Raw genomic sequence first — 17,821 nt, 5'->3', positions numbered from 1 at the left:
GGAGTGCGAGAGCGCTGTGCGCTAGGAGACGCCGAGCAGATCGATGACGAAGACGAGAGTCTTGCCGGAGAGTCGATGGCCCCCGCCAGCCGGCCCGTAGGCGAGCTGGGGCGGGCAGACGAGCTGTCGACGACCGCCGACGCGCATGCCGGGAATGCCCTGCTGCCAGCCGGCGATGAGGCTGCCGAGAGGGAAGTTGATGGACGAGCCTCGGTTCCAGGACGCGTCGAACTCATCGCCGGTCTCGAACTCGACGCCCACGTAGTGGACGTCGACCGTGGAACCCGGTGCTGCCTCGGCGCCCTCGCCCACCACGAGGTCGGTGATGACGAGCTCCTGCGGCGCGGGGCCCTCGATGAAGTCGATCTCGGGCTTGGTCTTGTCGGTCATGCGTCTATCCAACCAGAGTCGAGAGCCGCCCGACGCCGCCGTCAGTCGTCGTGACGATGCGCGCTCGCCGCGGCGCGGAGTTCCTCGATCGCCCGTTCCACCGAGTCAGCGCCGAACACGCTGGATCCCGCGACGAAGGTATCCGCGCCCGCCTCCGCCGCGACACCGATCGTGTCGACGGAGATGCCGCCGTCCACCTGCAGCCAGACATCCCCGCCGTGTCGCCTCACGGCCTCGCGCAGCGCTCGCAGCTTGGGCATGGTCTCGGGCATGAAGGACTGACCGCCGAAGCCCGGCTCGACCGTCATGACGAGAAACTGGTCGAACTCCGGCACGAGCTCGAGGTACGGCTCGATCGGGGTGCCGGGCTTGACGGCGAGACCCGCTCGCGCTCCCCGCTCCCGCAGAGCTCGGGCCGTGGCGCGCACGTCGGCTGCGGCCTCAGCATGGAAGGTCACCGAGAAGGCGCCGAGCTCGGCATAGCCCGGTGCCCACCGATCGGCATCGCTGATCATGAGGTGAACATCGAGGGGCACCGGTGAAACAGCCTGCAGACGCTCGACCATGCGCGGGCCGAAGGTGAGGTTCGGCACGAAGTGGTTGTCCATGACGTCGACGTGCACGAGGTCGGCGGACTCGAGACGCTCGACCTCCGGCTGGAGGTTGACGAAGTCGGCGGAGAGGATGCTCGGATTGATGCGTACGGTCACCGTGCCAGGGTAGCGACCGCGTCGCCGAGCGACCCGGCCAGCGCCGACGCGGCGCGCCCTCGCCTCAGGCGCGTCCGGGGCGGGAGAGCACCTGGATGAACATCGCGTCGGTGCCGTGTCGGTGGGGCCACAGCTGCACCGCTCCGCGGCCCGCGCGCGCGTCAAGGGGCGCCTTGGTCACTCGGTCGAGCACCTCCGCGGTGTCGAGGCGCTCGATCGCCGGATGACTCTCGAGCACCGTGTCGACGATCGCGCTCGTCTCGCTCGGGTGCGGCGAGCAGGTGACGTAGGCGAGAACTCCCCCGGGCGACAGCACCGACAGGGCTGCGGTCAGGAGGCTCGCCTGCAGGGCAGCGAGCTCGACCACGTCGTCTTCGCTCTTGCGCCAGCGCGCCTCGGGGCGCCGACGAAGGGCGCCGAGACCTGTGCAGGGCGCGTCGAGCATGATGCGGTCGTAGCGCTCGAGCGGGTCTGCACCGAGCGTCAGCCCGTCCGCGGTGCGCACGGAGACCGCGTCGCCGAGCGGTGCGAGTGCGCGACGCACGAGGTCGGTGCGGGCTGGTGAGATCTCCGAGGCGAGCAGGTGCGCCCCCGCTCGGGCCGCCTCCGCGCCGAGGAGCGCGGCCTTGCCGCCCGGGCCCGCGCACACGTCGAGCCAGCGCTCTCCCGGGGCGATCGGCCGAGCGCGGCTGAGCGCGAGCGCGGCGAGCTGCGAGCCCTCGTCCTGCACGCGCACGACGCCCGAGCGCACCAGAGGGTCTGCTCCGGGGTCTCCGCCCGGCGCCCGCATCCCGAGCGGAGAGTAGTCGCTGAGCTCGGCATCCACGGCGCCCACTGCCGCGTCCGCAAGCCCGGGCAGGGCGACGAGCGATACGCGGGCAGGGACGTTGTCGGCGGCGAGGAGGGCCTCGAGCTCCTCGCCGCGATTCTGGGCCGTGAGCGCGCTCGCGAGCGCCGCGACGACCCAGCGGGGATGCGCGTGCGTGATCGCGAGCCTCTCGAACGGGTCGTTCACGCCGGAGAGGAGCTGATCCACCCACTGCGGCTCCGTACGCTCCGACACGCGCCGCAGCACGGCGTTGACGAACCCCTTCGCGCGACCGAGCCGCAGGGCAAGTGCGAGTCGCACGGACTCGTCGACCGCCGCGTGCGGGGGCGTGCCCATGCCCAGCAACTGGTGAGCACCGAGGCGGAGCACGTCGAGGACGGGCGCATCGATCGTGTCGACCGCGCGACCTGCAGCACGTGCGAGCACCGCATCGTAGAGACCGCGGCGCCGGAGCGTGCCATAGCAGAGCTCGGTGGCGAAGCCGGCGTCCGCGCCCGTGAGTGCGGCGCTGCGCAGCCGAGTCGGCAGCAGCAGGTTCGCGTACGCATCCTCCACCGAGACGGCGTGGAGCACGTCGAACGCGACGCGGCGCGGACTCGCTCTCATCGGAAGCGGGGCGGCTCCACACCCCAGCCCCGGGACCAGTCGGCCGCGGGCATGGCCTGCTTGCCGGCGGGCTGCACGCTCAGCAGTTCGAGCGAGGCGTCTGCCGTGCCGACGATGACGCGACCGGCATCGCGCAGGACGGCTCCGCTCTCCAGATGGGGGGCATCATCGACCGGCGCGAGGTCGAGGATCTTCACGACGTGGTCGCCCTCCGCCGTCGTCCACGCCCCCGGCTCCGGGGTCACGCCGCTCCAGCGTGCGAGAACGGTGCGGGCATCCTCGCGCCACTCCAGCCGGCCGTCGTCGCGCGTGAGCTTGGGCGCGAAGGTCACCTCACCCTCCTGCGCGCGAGGGCGGGCGCGGCCAGCCGCGAGCTCGTCGACGACCTGCGTCGTGAGCTGCGCCCCCGTCTCGCTCAGTCGCTCGAGGAGGGCCCCCGCGGTCGTGCCGCTCGACACCGACTCGCGGAGCTGCCCGTACCAGTCGCCGTCGTCGAGTCCGGGGGTGAGCTGGAACACTGTCGCGCCGGTCTCCTCGTCGCCCGCGATGAGGGAGTGCTGCACGGGCGCCGCGCCGCGCCACCGCGGGAGGAGGGAGAAGTGCAGGTTGATCCACCCCAGCCGAGGCCACGACAGAAGGGGCTCACGCACGAGCGACCCGTAGGCCACGATGACGCCCAGGTCGACGGGCTCACGCAGCAGCTCGGACTCGAGATCGTGCAGACGAGTGGCCTCGAGCACCGGCAGGTCCAGTCGGCGCGCCTCGACCGCGATGGGAGTCGGCGTGAGGACGCGCTTGCGACCCTGCGGGGTGGCGGGGCGCGTGATGACCGTACGGACAGCATGCGGCCCGGCTGCGAGCGCGCGGAGCGTCGGCACAGCGGCCGTGGGGCTGCCCGCGAAGGCGATGCTCAGTGCGGTCATCCCTCGATTCTCCCCGATGCGTTCGCGCCCGCCGCACGCGCGCGGTTCCCCGCCGGATCGTCGAAGGGCTCGACGTCGTCGAATCGCACGCGCAGGAGGGGGGCGCGCCGGCGCGGTGGACGCCCCGGGAGCGGCCTGGGCCGCTGCGTCGCGCTGCGGATGAGCTCGGCCTTGAGCCGTTCGGCGACGAGCGCGCCCTGCGCGTAGTCGAACCGCACGATCGCGCGCACCCGGTCGTCGTCGAGCTCGACCGGGCCGAGCACGTCGACTCCCGCGAGATCGCCCACGACTCCCACCGCGCGCGAGACCGCCTCTGGTTCGCCCACGACCGCCGCGACGCGCACCGCGGGCGGGAACCGCAGAGAACGGCGGTCGGCCAGTTCAGCCGCGACGATCTGCTCGGGCATGCCGAGCGAGAGCGCGGTCGCGACGGCTCCACCGACGCCCGCGAGCATGACGGGGGCGTCGGGGGCGGCGAGGGCAGCGGCATTGAGCCACCAGCGCAGGCAGTCCTCGACCACGCGCAGGCTCTCCCGCGCGAGCATCTGCTCGCCGTCGAGCAGCAGAACGGCGGCATACCCTCCGGCGACGAGCGGCTCGGCCCCGCGGGTGGACACGACGAGGGTGCGGCCTCGCGGGATGCTCTGCACGGGGTTGCTGGCATCTGCGACGATCACGCGCGCACCGGGGAACGCTCGGCCCAGCTCCTCGGCAGTCCTGGCCGTTCCCCGCCCCACGGTGCGCCAGCGCACGCCGTCGCACGTCCCGCAGCGCCAGTCGACCGCGAGGGCACCGCACCATCGGCACGAGGGTGTGGCGCCGTGAGCATGCAGAGCGAGGGGGCCCTGGCAGCGCGCGCATCGTGCGGTCTCGCCGCAGTCGGTGCAGGCGAGTCGCGGGGCGTAGCCGGGACGCGCCACCTGCACCAGCACGGGGCCGCGCTCGAGAGCCCGGGACGCAGTCTGCCAGGCGCTCGACGGAATGCGTGCGCGCTCCGCCGAGGGCTCGGAGGTGACCTGATGGGCGGTCGGCGTGAGCCGGCGTCGTGTCTCGGGGTTCGGTGTGAGCGCGGTCAGCCAGCCGAGCTCGAGAAGGCGCTGCACGTCGGCGCTCGGAGCGTGGCCGGCGAAGACGAGCGCGCACTGCTCATGCTCCTGGCGCAGGAGCGCCAGATCGCGCGTGTGCACTCCTGGAGCGTGCTGCTCGACGTGCAGCGGGTCGCCGTCGTCCCAGACGGCGACGAGCCCGAGCTCGTGCGCGGGTGCCGTGACGGCCGTGCGGGTGCCGAGGACGAGGACCGGTCGACGCTCGAGGGTGCGGAGGAAGCCACGATAGCGATCGGGATTGGACTGCCCCGCGTCGACGCGTGCGATGAGGCCCTCATCGAGGAGCGTGCGGGCCGCCCGCTCGACGTGAGCGACGTCTCGGTAGTCGGGCACGCTCACGATCGCGCTGCGTCCCCCGGCCAGCGTCATCGCGGCAAGTTCAGCCAGGGTCTGGGCGAAGGCGGGCACCCACGTGCCATCGCCGAGGGCGACGGGGTGGGCACGCGCGCGCAGGGCGACGCGGTGCTGGCTGTGCGCGGGTGACGCGCCGTCCAGGAGCGCGCGGCTCTGCTCGGTGTCGTAGCCGGTCAGCCCTCGCTCGGACGGCAGAGGCGGTGCGGCGCCTTCGCGGGCGAGCCACGCCTTCTCGACCCGCACCATGCGCGCAGGCACGGCGAGTCTCAGGAGGTCGCTCGCGGTGCCTGCCGCACGGTCAGCGGCCCGCCGTACAAGACGCCAGACGGCCGCGTCCAGCACGGGCACCTCGGAGACGACATCCTCGAGATCGTGCACCGGGCCGTCGAAATCCACCGCATCGGCGAGCTCTACGATGTACCCCCGCGCCCGACGGCCAGCGGTGCGCAGCGGAACGATGACGCGTGCGCCCGGGTGCGCGATCGCGCGCAAGGATTCGGGAATGCGGTAGTCGAACAGCCGGTCGAGCTGCGGCAGCGGCGAGTCGAGCACGACACGGGCGAAGGTCGGCGCGCCCTCCACTAGCGCCCCTCCACTACTGACCGACCACTAGCGCACCGCCATCAGAGACCGGCGGCAGCCCGCAAAGCGTCGGCGCGATCGCGACGCTCCCACGTGAAGTCGGGCAGTTCGCGACCGAAATGCCCGTACGCCGCCGTCTGCCCGTAGATCGGGCGCAGGAGGTCCAGGTCGCGGATGATCGCTCCGGGTCGCAGATCGAAGACCTCACGGATAGCACCGATGATGCGCTCGTCGTCGACGACGCCCGTGCCGAAGGTCTCGACATAGAGGCCGACGGGAGAGGCAGTGCCGATCGCGTAGGCGACCTGCACCTCGAGCCGCTCGGCGAGCCCCGCGGCGACAGCGTTCTTCGCGACCCATCGCATCGCGTAGGCGGCGGATCGATCGACCTTCGAGGGATCCTTGCCGCTGAACGCACCGCCGCCATGACGAGAGGCGCCGCCGTAGGTGTCGACGATGATCTTGCGCCCGGTGAGGCCCGCGTCGCCCTGCGGTCCACCGATCTCGAAACGGCCGGTGGGGTTGATGAGGATGCGCGGAGCAGCGTCGCCGAACCCGTTCTCGGCGAGCACCGGGCGGATGACGTGCTTCTCCACCTCGGCGCGCAGGTGGGCGGTCGTGACGGAGGGCGAGTGCTGCGTCGACAGCACGACCGTCTCGACGGTGCGCGGCACGACACCGTCATACCCGACGGTGACCTGCGTCTTGCCGTCCGGCGCGAGGAAGTCGAGCTCACCGCTGCGCCGCAGGAACGCCAGGCGCTCGGAGAGCCGGTGGGCGAGCCAGATCGGCAGCGGCATGAGCGAGGGGGTCTCGGTCGTCGCGTAGCCGAACATGATGCCCTGGTCGCCCGCACCCTGCTGATCGTCCGCGTCGACGCTGCTGCCCTCGCGCGTCTCGAAGGCCGAGTCGACCCCCTGCGCGATGTCGGGCGACTGCTCGCCGATCGAGACCGACACCCCGCACGAGCGCCCGTCGAACCAGACGTCGGAGGACGTGTAGCCGATGCCCGTCACGGTCTTGCGAACGATGCCGGGAATGTCGACGTAGCCCGAGGTGCTCACCTCGCCCGCGACGTGCACGAGACCGGTCGTGACGAGGGTCTCGACCGCGACCCGCGAGTGGGGGTCGACCGTGAGCAGGGCATCCAGGATCGCGTCGGAGACCTGGTCGCAGATCTTGTCCGGGTGGCCTTCCGTCACCGATTCGGACGTGAATAGTCGCAGTGCGCTCATGCCGGAGAGGTCCCGTCGTGTCGAGGTGTGGGGTGCACCGGAGTCGTGGCGGCCGTGCGCCGCTCCGGTCAGGGGATCACGTCGAGGATACGGTGTGCGACCGACACCTTGTCGCCCGCGACGCGCGCCAGCTCGACTCCCGCCGCATCGAGCACGATGACCGCGTTGTCCTCCGCGCCGAAGCCCTCTGCCCATCCGACCCGGTTGACGATGAGCAGGTCGACGCCTTTGCGCCGTGCCTTCGCGGCGCCGAGCGCGAGCAGGGCATCCTCATCGGCGGCGGTCTCGGCGGCGAAGCCGACGATGCGCTGCCCGGGCGCACGATGGGCGGAGAGGCCCGCGAGGATGTCGGGCGTGCGTTCGAGCTCGAGGCTCAGTCCGCCCTCGGATGCGTCCTTCTTGATCTTCTCCTCCGCCACGGCGAGCGGCCGGAAGTCGGCTACCGCCGCCGCCATGATGATGGTGTCGTGCGATGCCGCGTGAGCACGAAGGGACGCCTCGAGCTCCCGTGCTGTGCCCACCCGCTCGATCGCGACCCCCGCGGGAGCCGGCACCTCCAGATGCGCGGCCACGAGTGTCACCTCGGCTCCGCGCGAGCGCGCCGCCTCGGCGAGGGCAACCCCCTGCCGGCCGCTCGAGCGGTTGCCGAGGTACCGCACCGGGTCGAGAGGCTCGCGCGTGCCGCCTGCCGAGATCAGCACGCGTCTGCCCTCGAGGTCGCGCGGACGGAGCAGGCCGAGGGCTCGCGCGACGATCTCCTCGGGCTCGCTCATACGACCGGCCCCCGAGTCGGCACCGGTGAGCTGCCCCGTCGCGGGCCCGATGAGCACGAGACCGCGCTCCCGGAGGGTCGCGACGTTCGCCTGCGTCGCGGGATGCTCCCACATCTCCGTGTGCATGGCGGGTGCGAGCAGCACGGGGGCGCCGCTCGCGAGCAGAGTCGTGCCCAGCAGGTCGCCCGCGAGCCCGGCAGCGAGGGAGGCGAGGGTGTGCGCCGTCGCGGGGGCGATGACGATGAGGTCGGCGCGCTGCCCGAGCGCGACGTGCCGCACCTCCGCCACGCCCTCGAAGAGCTCCGTGTGGACGGTGTTGCGGCTGATCGCCTCGAGAGTGGGGCGACCGACGAAGCGCAGAGCGCTCTCGGTCGCGATGACGTGCACGTCGTGCCCGGCGAGCACGAGACCCCGCACGACGCCGACCGCCTTGTAGGCGGCGATGCCGCCCGTGATGCCGACGACGATCATGCGCCGGGGCTCCGAGGCGGCGAGCGGCTCGGACACGAGAGACGACCTAGTCGGTGAGGCGCGTGAGGACGAGCTTGTCCTCGTTGATCTCGTGGAGGGCGACGGAGAGCGGCTTGTCGTCCACCGTCGAGTCGACGAGGGGGCCCACGTTGTCGAACAGGCTGCCCTCGTGCAGGTCTGCGTAGTAGTCGTTGATCTGGCGCGCACGCTTCGCGGCGAAGATGACGAGCTGGTACTTCGAGTCGACCTTCGAGAGCAGGTCGTCGATGGGCGGCTCGATGATGCCGGAGTTCTTGTCGGCCATGGGGTGCTCCTGGTCTGTCGTAGTCGGCGTGTCAGAGGCGCGGGGCGCCGCCGGGCACTGCGAGCAAGTCTACGACCTCGCGAGCCGCGCGCGGCACATCGTCGTTGACGATGTGCACGTCGAACTCTCCCTGCGCCTCGAGCTCTCCCTTGGCGGTCGCCAGTCTCTGCGCCTGCTCGGCCGCGGACTCCGTGCCGCGCCCGACGAGCCGACGCACGAGCTCGTCCCAGCTCGGGGGCAGGAGGAACACGAGCACCGCGTCCGGCATGGCCGCGCGCACCTGCCGCGCACCCTGCAGATCAATCTCGAGCAGGACGCTCGTGCCCGCCGCGAGCGTAGCCTCCACGGGCGGCCGGGGCGTGCCGTAGCGCGACAGGTTGTGCACGGTCGCCCACTCGAGGAAATCGCCGCGCTCGATCATCGCGTCGAACTCGTCGTCGTCGACGAAGTAGTAGTGCACGCCCTCGATCTCACCCGGTCGCGGGGAGCGCGTCGTCGCGGAGACGCTCAGCAGCACCTCCGGGTAGTGCTCCCGAATGTAGCTCGACACGGTCCCCTTGCCCACGGCAGTCGGGCCGGCGAGCACGACGAGTCGGCCCCGAGCCGACCCCGCACCGCGTTCACGAAGGTACTCGCGCAGCCGCAGCCGCTGCCGCGAGCCGAGACCGCCGAGACGCTTGACGTCGGCGATGCCCAGCTGCTCGAGCACGGTGCCGGCTCGAGCCGGCCCGAGGCCGCGCAACGACTGCAGGAGGTCGCGCACCCGCAGCCCGCCCTCCGCTGAGGCGGGATCGCGCCAGGCAGCCTCGGCGACCTCCAGCGCGCTCCTCGTACCGGACCGCACGGCCTCCTTGACGGCTGCTCGGGCACGTCGTGCCTGCACCGCGGCCCGCGAGGCGGCGGTGCGATCGACCTCGGGCATGTCAGTCACGCGGCGAGCTCCTGCCGGTGGGCATCGAGGGCATCCGCGACGCCGCCCCGACCCGCGCCGAGCACGCTGCGCGAGACCGACGCCAGCACGGAGTCGGCTGCGAGGCCGTACAGGTCTCGTAGCGATCCGAGCCGTCCGCCCTGGAAGCCGAAGCCCGGAGCGAGGACGGGAGTATGGGCGAGCAGCACCGGGTCGATGCCGGTGCGCGTGATCGGCTCCGTCGCGCCGATCACCACCCCGAGCATCCCCCAACCGGTGGTTCCCGCATTCTTGACCGCGACGTCCCTCGCGAGCTGGCCAGCGACGGTGCGACCCGTTCCGGTGATCGACTGCTGCACGTCACGCGCTTCGGGGTTGGAGGTCGCCGTCAGCACGAACACACCGCGACCGTGCGTGCGTGCGAGGTCGATCACCGGAGCTGCGGAATCGAGTCCCTGATAGGCGACGACCGTCATGGCGTCGGCAGAGAGGGGAGAGTCGGGGTCGAGCCACGCGGCGCCGTAGGCGGCCATCGTCGAGCCTATGTCGCCGCGCTTGGCGTCGGCGATGACGAGGAGGCCTTGGGCCCGCGCATGGGCGATGACCTCCTCGAGCACCGCGTAGCCGGCCGCTCCGAATCGCTCGTAGAAGGCGACCTGCGGCTTCACCACCCCCACACGGCCCTGGGCCGCGTCGACGGCGCTCAAGGCGAGCTCGCGCGCACCCTCGGGAGAGTCCGGCAGCCCCCACTCGGCGAGCAGCGAGGCATGCGGGTCGAGCCCCAGGCACAGCCGCCCGTGCGTGTCGACCGCGACGCGCAGCCGCTCCCCGAACGACGTCACCGCTGGGCCCGCCTCGCGAGCGCGTAATCCTGCAGGCTCGTGACCGACACGGGCTCCCCCGCGCTCTCGAGCGAGGCCACGGCGGCCCCGACCTGGGCGATCGTCGTGAAGAGCGGCTTGTCGGCCGCGACCGTCGCGGTGCGGATCTCGAAGCCGTCGGCCCGCGCCGTCCGACCGCTCGGCGTGTTGATGACGATATCGACCTCGCCGTCGTTGATGAGATCGACGATGGAGCGCTCAGCGCCAGGCACGACCGCGGCCCCTTCGAAGTACTTGCGCACGACGCGGGCCGGGATGCCGTAGCGCGCGAGAACCTCCGCGGTGCCCTCGGTCGCCCAGATCGTGAACCCGAGCTGGGTGAGTCGCAGCACGGGCAGGATGACGCTGCGCTTGTCCCGATCGGCGACGGAGACGAACACGACGCCCGTGTCAGGAAGCCCGCCGTAGGCGGCGTCCTGGCTCTTGGCGAAGGCGCGGGGGAAGTCGCGGTCGATGCCCATGACCTCGCCCGTCGAGCGCATCTCGGGCCCCAGGACGGAGTCGACGATGCGCCCCTCGCTCGTGCGGAACCGCTTGAACGGCAGCACTGCCTCCTTGACGGCCACGGGTGAGTCCATGGGCACGCGCGAGCCGTCCTGGGACGGTAGCAGCCTGCTCTCGACGAGCTGCCGGATGCTCGACCCCGCCATGAGCAACGACGCTGCCTTCGCGAGGGGGATGTCGAGCGCCTTCGAGACGAAGGGCACCGTGCGCGAGGCACGAGGGTTGGCCTCGAGCACGTAGAGCACGCCCTGACCGATGGCGAACTGCACGTTGATGAGGCCCTGCACGCCGATGCCGGCGGCGATCCTGCGCGTCGCCTCGACGACGCGGTCGATGACGTCGCGCCCCAGGGTGACGGGCGGCAGGGTGCACGCCGAGTCGCCCGAGTGGATGCCCGCCTCCTCGATGTGCTCCATGATGCCGCCGACGTACAGCTCGACGCCGTCGTAGAGGGCGTCCACGTCGATCTCGACCGCGTCGTCGAGGAAGCGGTCGACGAGGAGCGGCTGCGCGGGACCGATGATCGCCTGATCCTGAACGCGCTCGAAGTAGTCGAGCAGCGAGGGGCTGTCGTAGACGATCTCCATGCCGCGCCCGCCGAGCACGAAGCTCGGGCGCACGAGCACCGGATAGCCGATCTCCTCGGCGACGACGACGGCCGACGGGGCGTCGATCGCCGTGCCGTTGCGCGGCGCGTGCAGCTCGGCCGCGTCGAGGATTCGCGAGAACGCGCCGCGCTCCTCCGCAAGATCGATCGCGTCAGGAGACGTGCCGAGGATGGGCACACCAGCGTCGGCGAGTCCGTGGGCGAGCCCCAGTGCGGTCTGCCCGCCGAGCTGCACGATGACGCCCACGAGCTCGCCGGACTGCGACTCGGCGTGGACGATCTCCAGCACGTCTTCGAGCGTGAGCGGCTCGAAGTACAGGCGATCGGAGGTGTCGTAGTCGGTCGAGACCGTCTCGGGGTTGCAGTTGATCATGATCGTCTCGAAGCCGGCGTCGCGCAGGGCGAAGCTCGCGTGCACGCAGCTGTAGTCGAACTCGATGCCCTGGCCGATGCGGTTCGGGCCCGAGCCGAGGATGATGACCTTGCGCGCCTCGCTCGGCACGACCTCGGTCTCACGGTCGTAGCTCGAGTAGTGGTACGGCGTCAGGGCGGGGAACTCGCCGCCGCACGTGTCGACCGTCTTGAAGACGGGGCGCACCCCGGTCGCGTGGCGCTGAGCGCGCACGGCCGACTCCGTCGTGCCGCGCAGCGAGGCGATCTGGGCATCGCTGAAGCCGTGGTCCTTCGCGTGGCGCAGAAGCTCGTCGGTGAGATCGGCGGCCTGCGCGATCTCGTCGGCGATCTCGTTGATGAGCACCATCTGGTCGAGGAACCACGGGTCGATGCCTGTCGAGTCGAAGGCCTGCTCGACGCTCGCGCCCGCGCGCAGCGCCTGCTGCACCGTCACGATGCGCCCGTCCGTGGGTCGCGCGGCGATCGCGAGCAGCTCGCCGGCATCGCCCGGTTCCCCGTCCCAGTGGAAGGAGCTCCCCCGCTTCTCGAGGCTGCGCAGCGCCTTCTGCAGGGCGGTCGTGTAGTTGCGGCCGATCGCCATGGCCTCGCCGACCGACTTCATGGTCGTGGTGAGAGTGGTGTCGGCGCCCGGGAACTTCTCGAAGGCGAAGCGCGGAACCTTGACCACGACGTAGTCGAGAGTCGGCTCGAAGCTGGCCGGCGTCACCTTGGTGATGTCGTTGGGAATCTCGTCGAGGCGATAGCCGATCGCGAGCTTCGCAGCGATCTTGGCGATCGGGAACCCCGTGGCCTTGGAGGCGAGGGCGCTCGATCGCGAGACGCGCGGGTTCATCTCGATGACGATGAGGCGCCCCGTGGCGGGGTCGACGGCGAACTGCACATTGCAGCCGCCCGTGTCGACGCCGACGTCGCGAATAATCTGCAGGCCGACATCGCGCATGTTCTGGTACTCGCGGTCCGTGAGAGTGAGCGCGGGCGCGACCGTGATCGAGTCTCCCGTGTGCACGCCGACGGGATCGACATTCTCGATGGAGCATACGACGACCGTGTTGTCGGCGTGGTCGCGCATGAGCTCGAGCTCGTACTCCTTCCAGCCCAGGATCGACTCCTCGAGCAGCACCTCGGTCGTGGGCGACTGGTGCAGCCCGTCGGCGACCATGCGCTCGAGCTCCGCCCGCGTGTAGGCGAAGCCCGACCCGAGACCGCCCATCGTGAACGAGGGCCGGATGACGAGCGGGTATCCGAGATCCTCCGCGAAGTCCACGGCCTCCGCGACCGTGCGGGCGATGTGGCTGCGCGCGACATCGGCTCCCGCCGCGAGCACGAGGTCCTTGAAGAGCTGGCGGTCCTCCGCCTTGTGAATCGCCTCGAAGGAGGCCCCGATGAGCTCGACGTCGTACTTCTCGAGGATGCCCTGCTCGTGCAGCGCGATGGCCGCGTTGAGCGCCGTCTGGCCGCCGAGGGTCGGGAGCACGGCATCCGGGCGCTCCTTGGCGATGATCGCCTCGATGACCTCCGCGTTGATGGGCTCGACGTAGGTCGCGTCGGCGAAGTCGGGGTCGGTCATGATCGTCGCCGGATTCGAGTTGACGAGGATCACGCGGATCCCCTCCTCGCGCAGCACGCGGCACGCCTGCGTGCCGGAGTAGTCGAACTCGCACGCCTGCCCGATGACGATGGGGCCGGAGCCGATGACGAGAACGCTGCTGATGTCGTCGCGCTTGGGCATTACTGGGAGTCCTTAGGGGTCTGCGCGGCGATGACCATCGCGCGGAAGCGGTCGAACAGGTAGGTGGAGTCGTGCGGGCCGGCAGCGGCCTCCGGGTGGTACTGCACCGAGAAGGCGGGGATGTCCAGGGCCCGCAATCCCTCGACGACGTCGTCGTTCAGGCCGATGTGGCTGACCTCGACGCGCCCGAAGCCCGCGGGGCTCTCCACCGCTCGCTCGCGCGGCGCGTCGACAGCGAAGCCGTGGTTGTGCGCCGTGATCTCGATGCGGCCGGACTCGCGGTCCAGCACGGGCTGGTTGATGCCGCGGTGGCCGAACGGGAGCTTGTAGGTGCCGAAGCCGAGAGCACGACCGAGGAGCTGGTTGCCGAAGCAGATGCCGAAGAACGGCAGGCCCGCACGCAGGACGCCCTGCAGCAGCTCCACGTGGGCCTCGCTCGCCGCCGGGTCGCCTGGCCCGTTCGAGTAGAAGACGGCCACGGGGTCGAGCGCGAGCAGTTCGTCGAGCGTCGTCGACTGCGGCAGGACGTGCACCTCGAAACCGCGCGCGGCCAGGTGGCGCAGCGTCGACTCCTTCACCCCGAGATCGAGCACGGCGAGCCGGCCGACGGCTTCCCCCTCGGCGGGCACGACGGTCGCCGAGGCGACCGACACCTCGCTCGACAGGTTGCGTCCGAGCATGCCGGCCGACTCCTGCACGAGGGCGAGCTGCGCCGCAGGGTCGAGGTCGGCGTCGTCGCCCGAGAAGATGCCAGCGCGCATGACGCCGGCGTCCCTCAGACGGCGAGTGACCGCGCGGGTGTCGATGCCGCTGATGCCGACGACGCCGTGCGCAACGAGGTCGTCGTCGAGACTGCGGGTCGCACGATAGTTGGAGACCACGCGCGAGGGATCGCGCACGACGAAGCCGTCGACCCAGATGCGGCGGGACTCGACGTCCTCATCGTTCATGCCCGTGTTGCCGATGTGCGGCGCGGTCATGACGACGAGCTGCCCGGCGTAGCTCGGATCGGTCAGGGTCTCCTGGTAGCCGCTCATGCCGGTGGCGAAGACCGCCTCGCCGAACGTGCGGCCTCGGGCACCGTAGGCGCGGCCCTCGTAGCGGGTTCCGTCCTCCAGGACGAGGACGGCGGTCGTGGTAGTCACGTGGGGCTTCCTTCGGGGGTCGCAGGGGTCAGTACGGTCGTCGTCGCGGCGAGCATGGCGTCGCCGTTCTCGGCACTCAGGCGCAGATAGCTGTCCAGGGGCACGGCGTCGAGCACCCAGTCCAGCACGATGAGGCCGCCGGGCTCGACCACGCGGTCGATCGCCCACGTCGCGCGACCCGCACCCCGCACCGACTCTCGCGGAATGAACACCGGGTCGCTCCCGCGCAGGGAGAGGACGATGCCCTCGGGATGCACGGCGATGGCGCACCGAGCGCGGAAACCGAGGCCGTGCACGGTGATGCGGTCGAGACGGTCGCCGCCGCGCGTCGTCGCGACGTAGAGCCCGTCACCGCGCCAGAGCGCCTCGTGCAGAGCGGCCGGAGGGGCATCCGGGCGGGGCATCCCTGCCTGCGAGCGCACGCGGCGACGCCAGCCCAGGAGCATGAGCGCGAGCAGCAGCACGAGCACCGCGGCGACGATCATGGCGGGGAGAAGCCTCTCCATGTCAGTCACCCTCCTTCGTGCCGAGCTCGGCAGCATCGACGACCTCGCCGTCGGACACCGTGAGCGCACCAGCGTGGATGGTCGCCATGACCCGGCCCGGCAGCACGCGCCCCGCGAAGGGCGTGTTGCTGCTGCGCCCCCGCAGGTCGCTGGTCGACCAGGTGCGGGCCGCGGTCGGGTCGACGAGAGTGACGTGCGCGGGAGCCCCGATCGCGAGCGGGGCGTCGTAGCCGTCGAGCCGTCCGATGCTCGCGGGAGCCTCGGAGAGCACGCGGGCGATATCAGCCCAGTCGAGCATCCCCGACTCGATCATCGCGTGCTGCACGACGCTCAGTGCCGATTCGAGCCCGACCATGCCGAACGCCGCCTCGGCCCACGCGCACTCCTTCGCCTCGCTCGGGTGCGGAGCGTGATCGGTCGCGACGATATCGATCGTGCCGTCGGCGAGGGCGGCCCGCAGGGCGTGCACGTCCTCGTCGCGACGCAGCGGCGGGTTGACCTTGAAGCGCGCGTCGTAGCCGCGCGCGAGCTCTTCGGTGAGCAGCAGATGATGCGGGGTGACCTCGGCGGTCACGCTGATGCCTCGCGCCTTCGCCCAGCGGACGATGTCGACGGACCCGGCGGTCGAGACATGGCAGATGTGCAGGCGGGCACCGACGTGCTCGGCGAGCAGGACATCCCTCGCGATGATGGCCTCTTCGGCGACTGCCGGCCAGCCGGCGAGGCCGAGCTCCCCGGAGAGAGCCCCCTCGTTCATCTGCGCACCCTCCGTCAGACGCGGCTCCTGCGCATGCTGGGCGATGACGCCTCCGAAGGTCGCGACGTACTCGAGCGCCCTGCGCATGAGCAGGGGGTCGGCGACGCACAGGCCGTCGTCGCTGAACACCCGCACGGCCGCGCGCGACCGGGCCATGGCTCCGATCTCGGCGAGCCGCTCCCCCGCGAGTCCGACCGTCACGGCCCCGATGGGGCGGACGGTCGCGTAGCCGTGCTCGTCGCCGAGCCGCGCGACCTGCTCGACGACTCCCGCGGTGTCGGCCACGGGCGAGGTGTTCGCCATCGCGTGGACGGCCGTGAAACCGCCGGCCGCCGCCGCGCGCGTTCCGGTCAGCACCGTCTCGCTCGCCTCGAAACCGGGCTCGCGCAGGTGGGTGTGCAGGTCGACGAGACCGGGCAGCGCCACGAGTCCGTCGGCGTCGATCACGGTCTCGCCGCGCTCCGGGGTCAAGGAGCCCCGCGAGGCGATCTCTCCGTCGCGGATGCGCAGATCTTCCCGACCGCCACCGAGCATGGCGGCGGCGCGCACGAGAATGCTGGTCACGATTCCTCCTGCGATTCTCCGGCCACGAGCAGGTACAGCACGGCCATGCGGACGAAGACCCCGTTCGACACCTGGTCGAGCACGGTCGACGCGGGCGAGTCAGCGGCGACTGACGAGATCTCGAGCCCCCGGTTCATCGGCCCCGGGTGCATGACCATCGTATCGGGGCCGAGCCTGGTCGCCCGCTCGGCGGTGAGACCCCACTCGCGCGCGTACTCGCGCTCGGAGGGGAAGTAGGCGTCGTGCATGCGCTCGCTCTGGATGCGCAGCATCATGACGGCGTCTGGAGTGGTGCTGAGCGCGTCGTCGAGGCTCTCGTGCACGGTCACGGGCCAGGTCGCGATGCCGCTCGGCAGCAGCGTGCGCGGCGCGACGAGGTGCACGTGCGCGCCGAGCGTCGTCAGCAGCCAGACATTGGAGCGCGCGACGCGCGAATGAAGGATGTCGCCCACGATGACGATGCGCAGCCCGGCGAGGTCTCGCCCGCGGGCGTCGTCGCCGAAGCGCCGCGCGCGGATCGTGTAGGCATCCAGGAGTGCCTGGGTGGGATGCTCGTGGGTGCCGTCACCTGCGTTGACGATCGTCGCGTCGATCCAGCCGGCGTGCGCGAGAAGCTCGGCGGCGCCGGAGACCCCGTGGCGCACGACGATCGCGTCGGCTCCCATGGCCTCGAGCGTCTGCGCGGTGTCCTTGAGACTCTCGCCCTTCGACACGCTCGACCCCTTGGCGCTGAAGGTGATCACATCGGCGCTCAGCCGCTTGGCGGCGGACTCGAAGGAGAGGCGCGTGCGGGTCGAGTCCTCGAAGAAGAGGTTGACGACCGTCTTGCCGCGCAGGGTCGGCAGCTTGCGCACGGCGCGATCCGCGGTGCGCGACATCTCCTCCGCGATATCGAGGATGCGCACCGCCGTCTCGCGGTCGAGGTCGCGGGTGCTGAGCAGGTGCTTCACGGCTCGATCACGACCTCGTCGACGCCGTCGAACTCGTCGAGCCGCACGGAGACGCGCTCGCTCGTCGAGGACGGCAGGTTCTTGCCGACGAAGTCGGCGCGGATCGGCAGCTCGCGGTGCCCGCGGTCGACCAGCACGGCGAGGCGCACGGCGCGCGGCCGCCCGTGGTCGGCGAGAGCGTCGAGCGCGGCACGAATGGTGCGGCCCGAGTAGAGCACGTCGTCGACGAGCACGACGATCGCGTCATCGATGCCCTCGGCAGGGATGCGCGTCGGAGCCGGGGTGCGCGTGGGCGTTCGAGCAAGGTCATCGCGATAGAGGGTGATGTCGAGAGCGCCTTGGCTCGACGTGCCCGGCTCGATCTCGTCGACGATGCTCTGCAGGCGGGCCGCGAGTGCGACACCTCGTGTCGGGATGCCGAGGAAGACGAGACGGCCCTCGCCGCGCCGGGACTCGAGCACTTCGTGGGCGATGCGGCGCAGAGCGCGCGTGATGTCAGGGCCGTGCAGCACGGGACGTGCGACCACCGTGACCTCCTTCCCCGCCTCACGGGACGGTTCTTAAAGGACGT

General features: G+C 71.2%; 16 protein-coding genes. All 16 read right to left on the bottom strand.

Features of this window, described 5'->3' with window-relative positions:
* Positions 1 to 21 precede the first annotated feature (21 nt).
* The 16 genes from HUJ41_RS06245 to pyrR all read right to left on the bottom strand — a co-directional run bounded on the left by HUJ41_RS06245 (position 22) and on the right by pyrR (position 17,777).
* Positions 22 to 390 carry an FKBP-type peptidyl-prolyl cis-trans isomerase gene (locus tag HUJ41_RS06245; protein WP_179873788.1) on the bottom strand — a complete coding sequence of 123 codons (369 nt, stop codon included), beginning with the start codon at positions 388 to 390 and terminating at the stop codon, positions 22 to 24.
* 41 nt (positions 391 to 431) lie between these two features.
* A complete protein-coding gene (gene rpe / locus HUJ41_RS06240; protein ID WP_179873787.1) occupies positions 432 to 1,100 on the bottom strand; it encodes a ribulose-phosphate 3-epimerase in 669 nt (222 codons plus the stop codon).
* Positions 1,101 to 1,164: 64 nt separating this feature from the next.
* Positions 1,165 to 2,535, bottom strand: a complete 1,371-nt coding sequence (locus HUJ41_RS06235; RefSeq protein ID WP_179873786.1) for an RsmB/NOP family class I SAM-dependent RNA methyltransferase — start codon at positions 2,533 to 2,535, stop codon at positions 1,165 to 1,167.
* Positions 2,532 to 3,449: a methionyl-tRNA formyltransferase gene (gene fmt / locus HUJ41_RS06230; RefSeq protein ID WP_179873902.1), complete on the bottom strand. Its 918-nt coding sequence runs from the start codon at positions 3,447 to 3,449 to the stop codon at positions 2,532 to 2,534. The genes HUJ41_RS06235 and fmt overlap by 4 nt, the downstream gene beginning before the upstream one ends.
* 5 nt (positions 3,450 to 3,454) lie before the next feature.
* Positions 3,455 to 5,500 carry a primosomal protein N' family DNA-binding protein gene (locus tag HUJ41_RS06225; RefSeq protein ID WP_179873785.1) on the bottom strand — a complete coding sequence of 682 codons (2,046 nt, stop codon included), beginning with the start codon at positions 5,498 to 5,500 and terminating at the stop codon, positions 3,455 to 3,457.
* Between the two features lie 41 nt (positions 5,501 to 5,541).
* Positions 5,542 to 6,735 (bottom strand): methionine adenosyltransferase, encoded by a 1,194-nt coding sequence (gene metK / locus HUJ41_RS06220; protein ID WP_179873784.1) that lies wholly within the window; start codon positions 6,733 to 6,735, stop codon positions 5,542 to 5,544.
* 68 nt (positions 6,736 to 6,803) lie between these two features.
* Positions 6,804 to 7,979, bottom strand: a complete 1,176-nt coding sequence (gene coaBC / locus HUJ41_RS06215; RefSeq protein WP_179873901.1) for a bifunctional phosphopantothenoylcysteine decarboxylase/phosphopantothenate--cysteine ligase CoaBC — start codon at positions 7,977 to 7,979, stop codon at positions 6,804 to 6,806.
* Positions 7,980 to 8,025: 46 nt separating this feature from the next.
* The gene (rpoZ, locus tag HUJ41_RS06210; RefSeq protein WP_100822798.1) at positions 8,026 to 8,283 is read right to left on the bottom strand and encodes a DNA-directed RNA polymerase subunit omega; all 258 of its coding nucleotides are present in this window, start codon (positions 8,281 to 8,283) and stop codon (positions 8,026 to 8,028) included.
* Between the two features lie 31 nt (positions 8,284 to 8,314).
* Entirely contained in the window at positions 8,315 to 9,205 is an 891-nt protein-coding gene (gene gmk, locus HUJ41_RS06205; RefSeq protein ID WP_179873900.1) for a guanylate kinase, read from the bottom strand.
* 5 nt (positions 9,206 to 9,210) lie between these two features.
* On the bottom strand, positions 9,211 to 10,035 hold the full coding sequence (gene pyrF, locus HUJ41_RS06200) for an orotidine-5'-phosphate decarboxylase (protein WP_179873783.1): 825 nt from the start codon (positions 10,033 to 10,035) through the stop codon (positions 9,211 to 9,213).
* A complete protein-coding gene (gene carB / locus HUJ41_RS06195) occupies positions 10,032 to 13,328 on the bottom strand; it encodes a carbamoyl-phosphate synthase large subunit (protein ID WP_179873782.1) in 3,297 nt (1,098 codons plus the stop codon). Before carB ends, pyrF begins: the two co-directional genes overlap by 4 nt.
* The gene (gene carA, locus HUJ41_RS06190; RefSeq protein ID WP_179873781.1) at positions 13,328 to 14,473 is read right to left on the bottom strand and encodes a glutamine-hydrolyzing carbamoyl-phosphate synthase small subunit; all 1,146 of its coding nucleotides are present in this window, start codon (positions 14,471 to 14,473) and stop codon (positions 13,328 to 13,330) included. Before carA ends, carB begins: the two co-directional genes overlap by 1 nt.
* Positions 14,470 to 14,979 (bottom strand): PH-like domain-containing protein, encoded by a 510-nt coding sequence (locus HUJ41_RS06185; RefSeq protein ID WP_179873780.1) that lies wholly within the window; start codon positions 14,977 to 14,979, stop codon positions 14,470 to 14,472. The genes carA and HUJ41_RS06185 overlap by 4 nt, the downstream gene beginning before the upstream one ends.
* Before the next feature lies 1 nt (position 14,980).
* Positions 14,981 to 16,303 (bottom strand): dihydroorotase, encoded by a 1,323-nt coding sequence (locus HUJ41_RS06180; RefSeq protein WP_431356482.1) that lies wholly within the window; start codon positions 16,301 to 16,303, stop codon positions 14,981 to 14,983.
* Positions 16,297 to 17,250, bottom strand: a complete 954-nt coding sequence (locus HUJ41_RS06175) for an aspartate carbamoyltransferase catalytic subunit (RefSeq protein ID WP_179873778.1) — start codon at positions 17,248 to 17,250, stop codon at positions 16,297 to 16,299. Before HUJ41_RS06175 ends, HUJ41_RS06180 begins: the two co-directional genes overlap by 7 nt.
* A complete protein-coding gene (gene pyrR, locus HUJ41_RS06170; protein WP_179873777.1) occupies positions 17,247 to 17,777 on the bottom strand; it encodes a bifunctional pyr operon transcriptional regulator/uracil phosphoribosyltransferase PyrR in 531 nt (176 codons plus the stop codon). The genes HUJ41_RS06175 and pyrR overlap by 4 nt, the downstream gene beginning before the upstream one ends.
* Positions 17,778 to 17,821 lie beyond the last annotated feature (44 nt).

Source organism: Microcella indica (assembly GCF_013414345.1).
Lineage (GTDB): Bacteria > Actinomycetota > Actinomycetes > Actinomycetales > Microbacteriaceae > Microcella > Microcella indica.
This window is presented reverse-complemented; position numbering and strand designations above follow the sequence as displayed.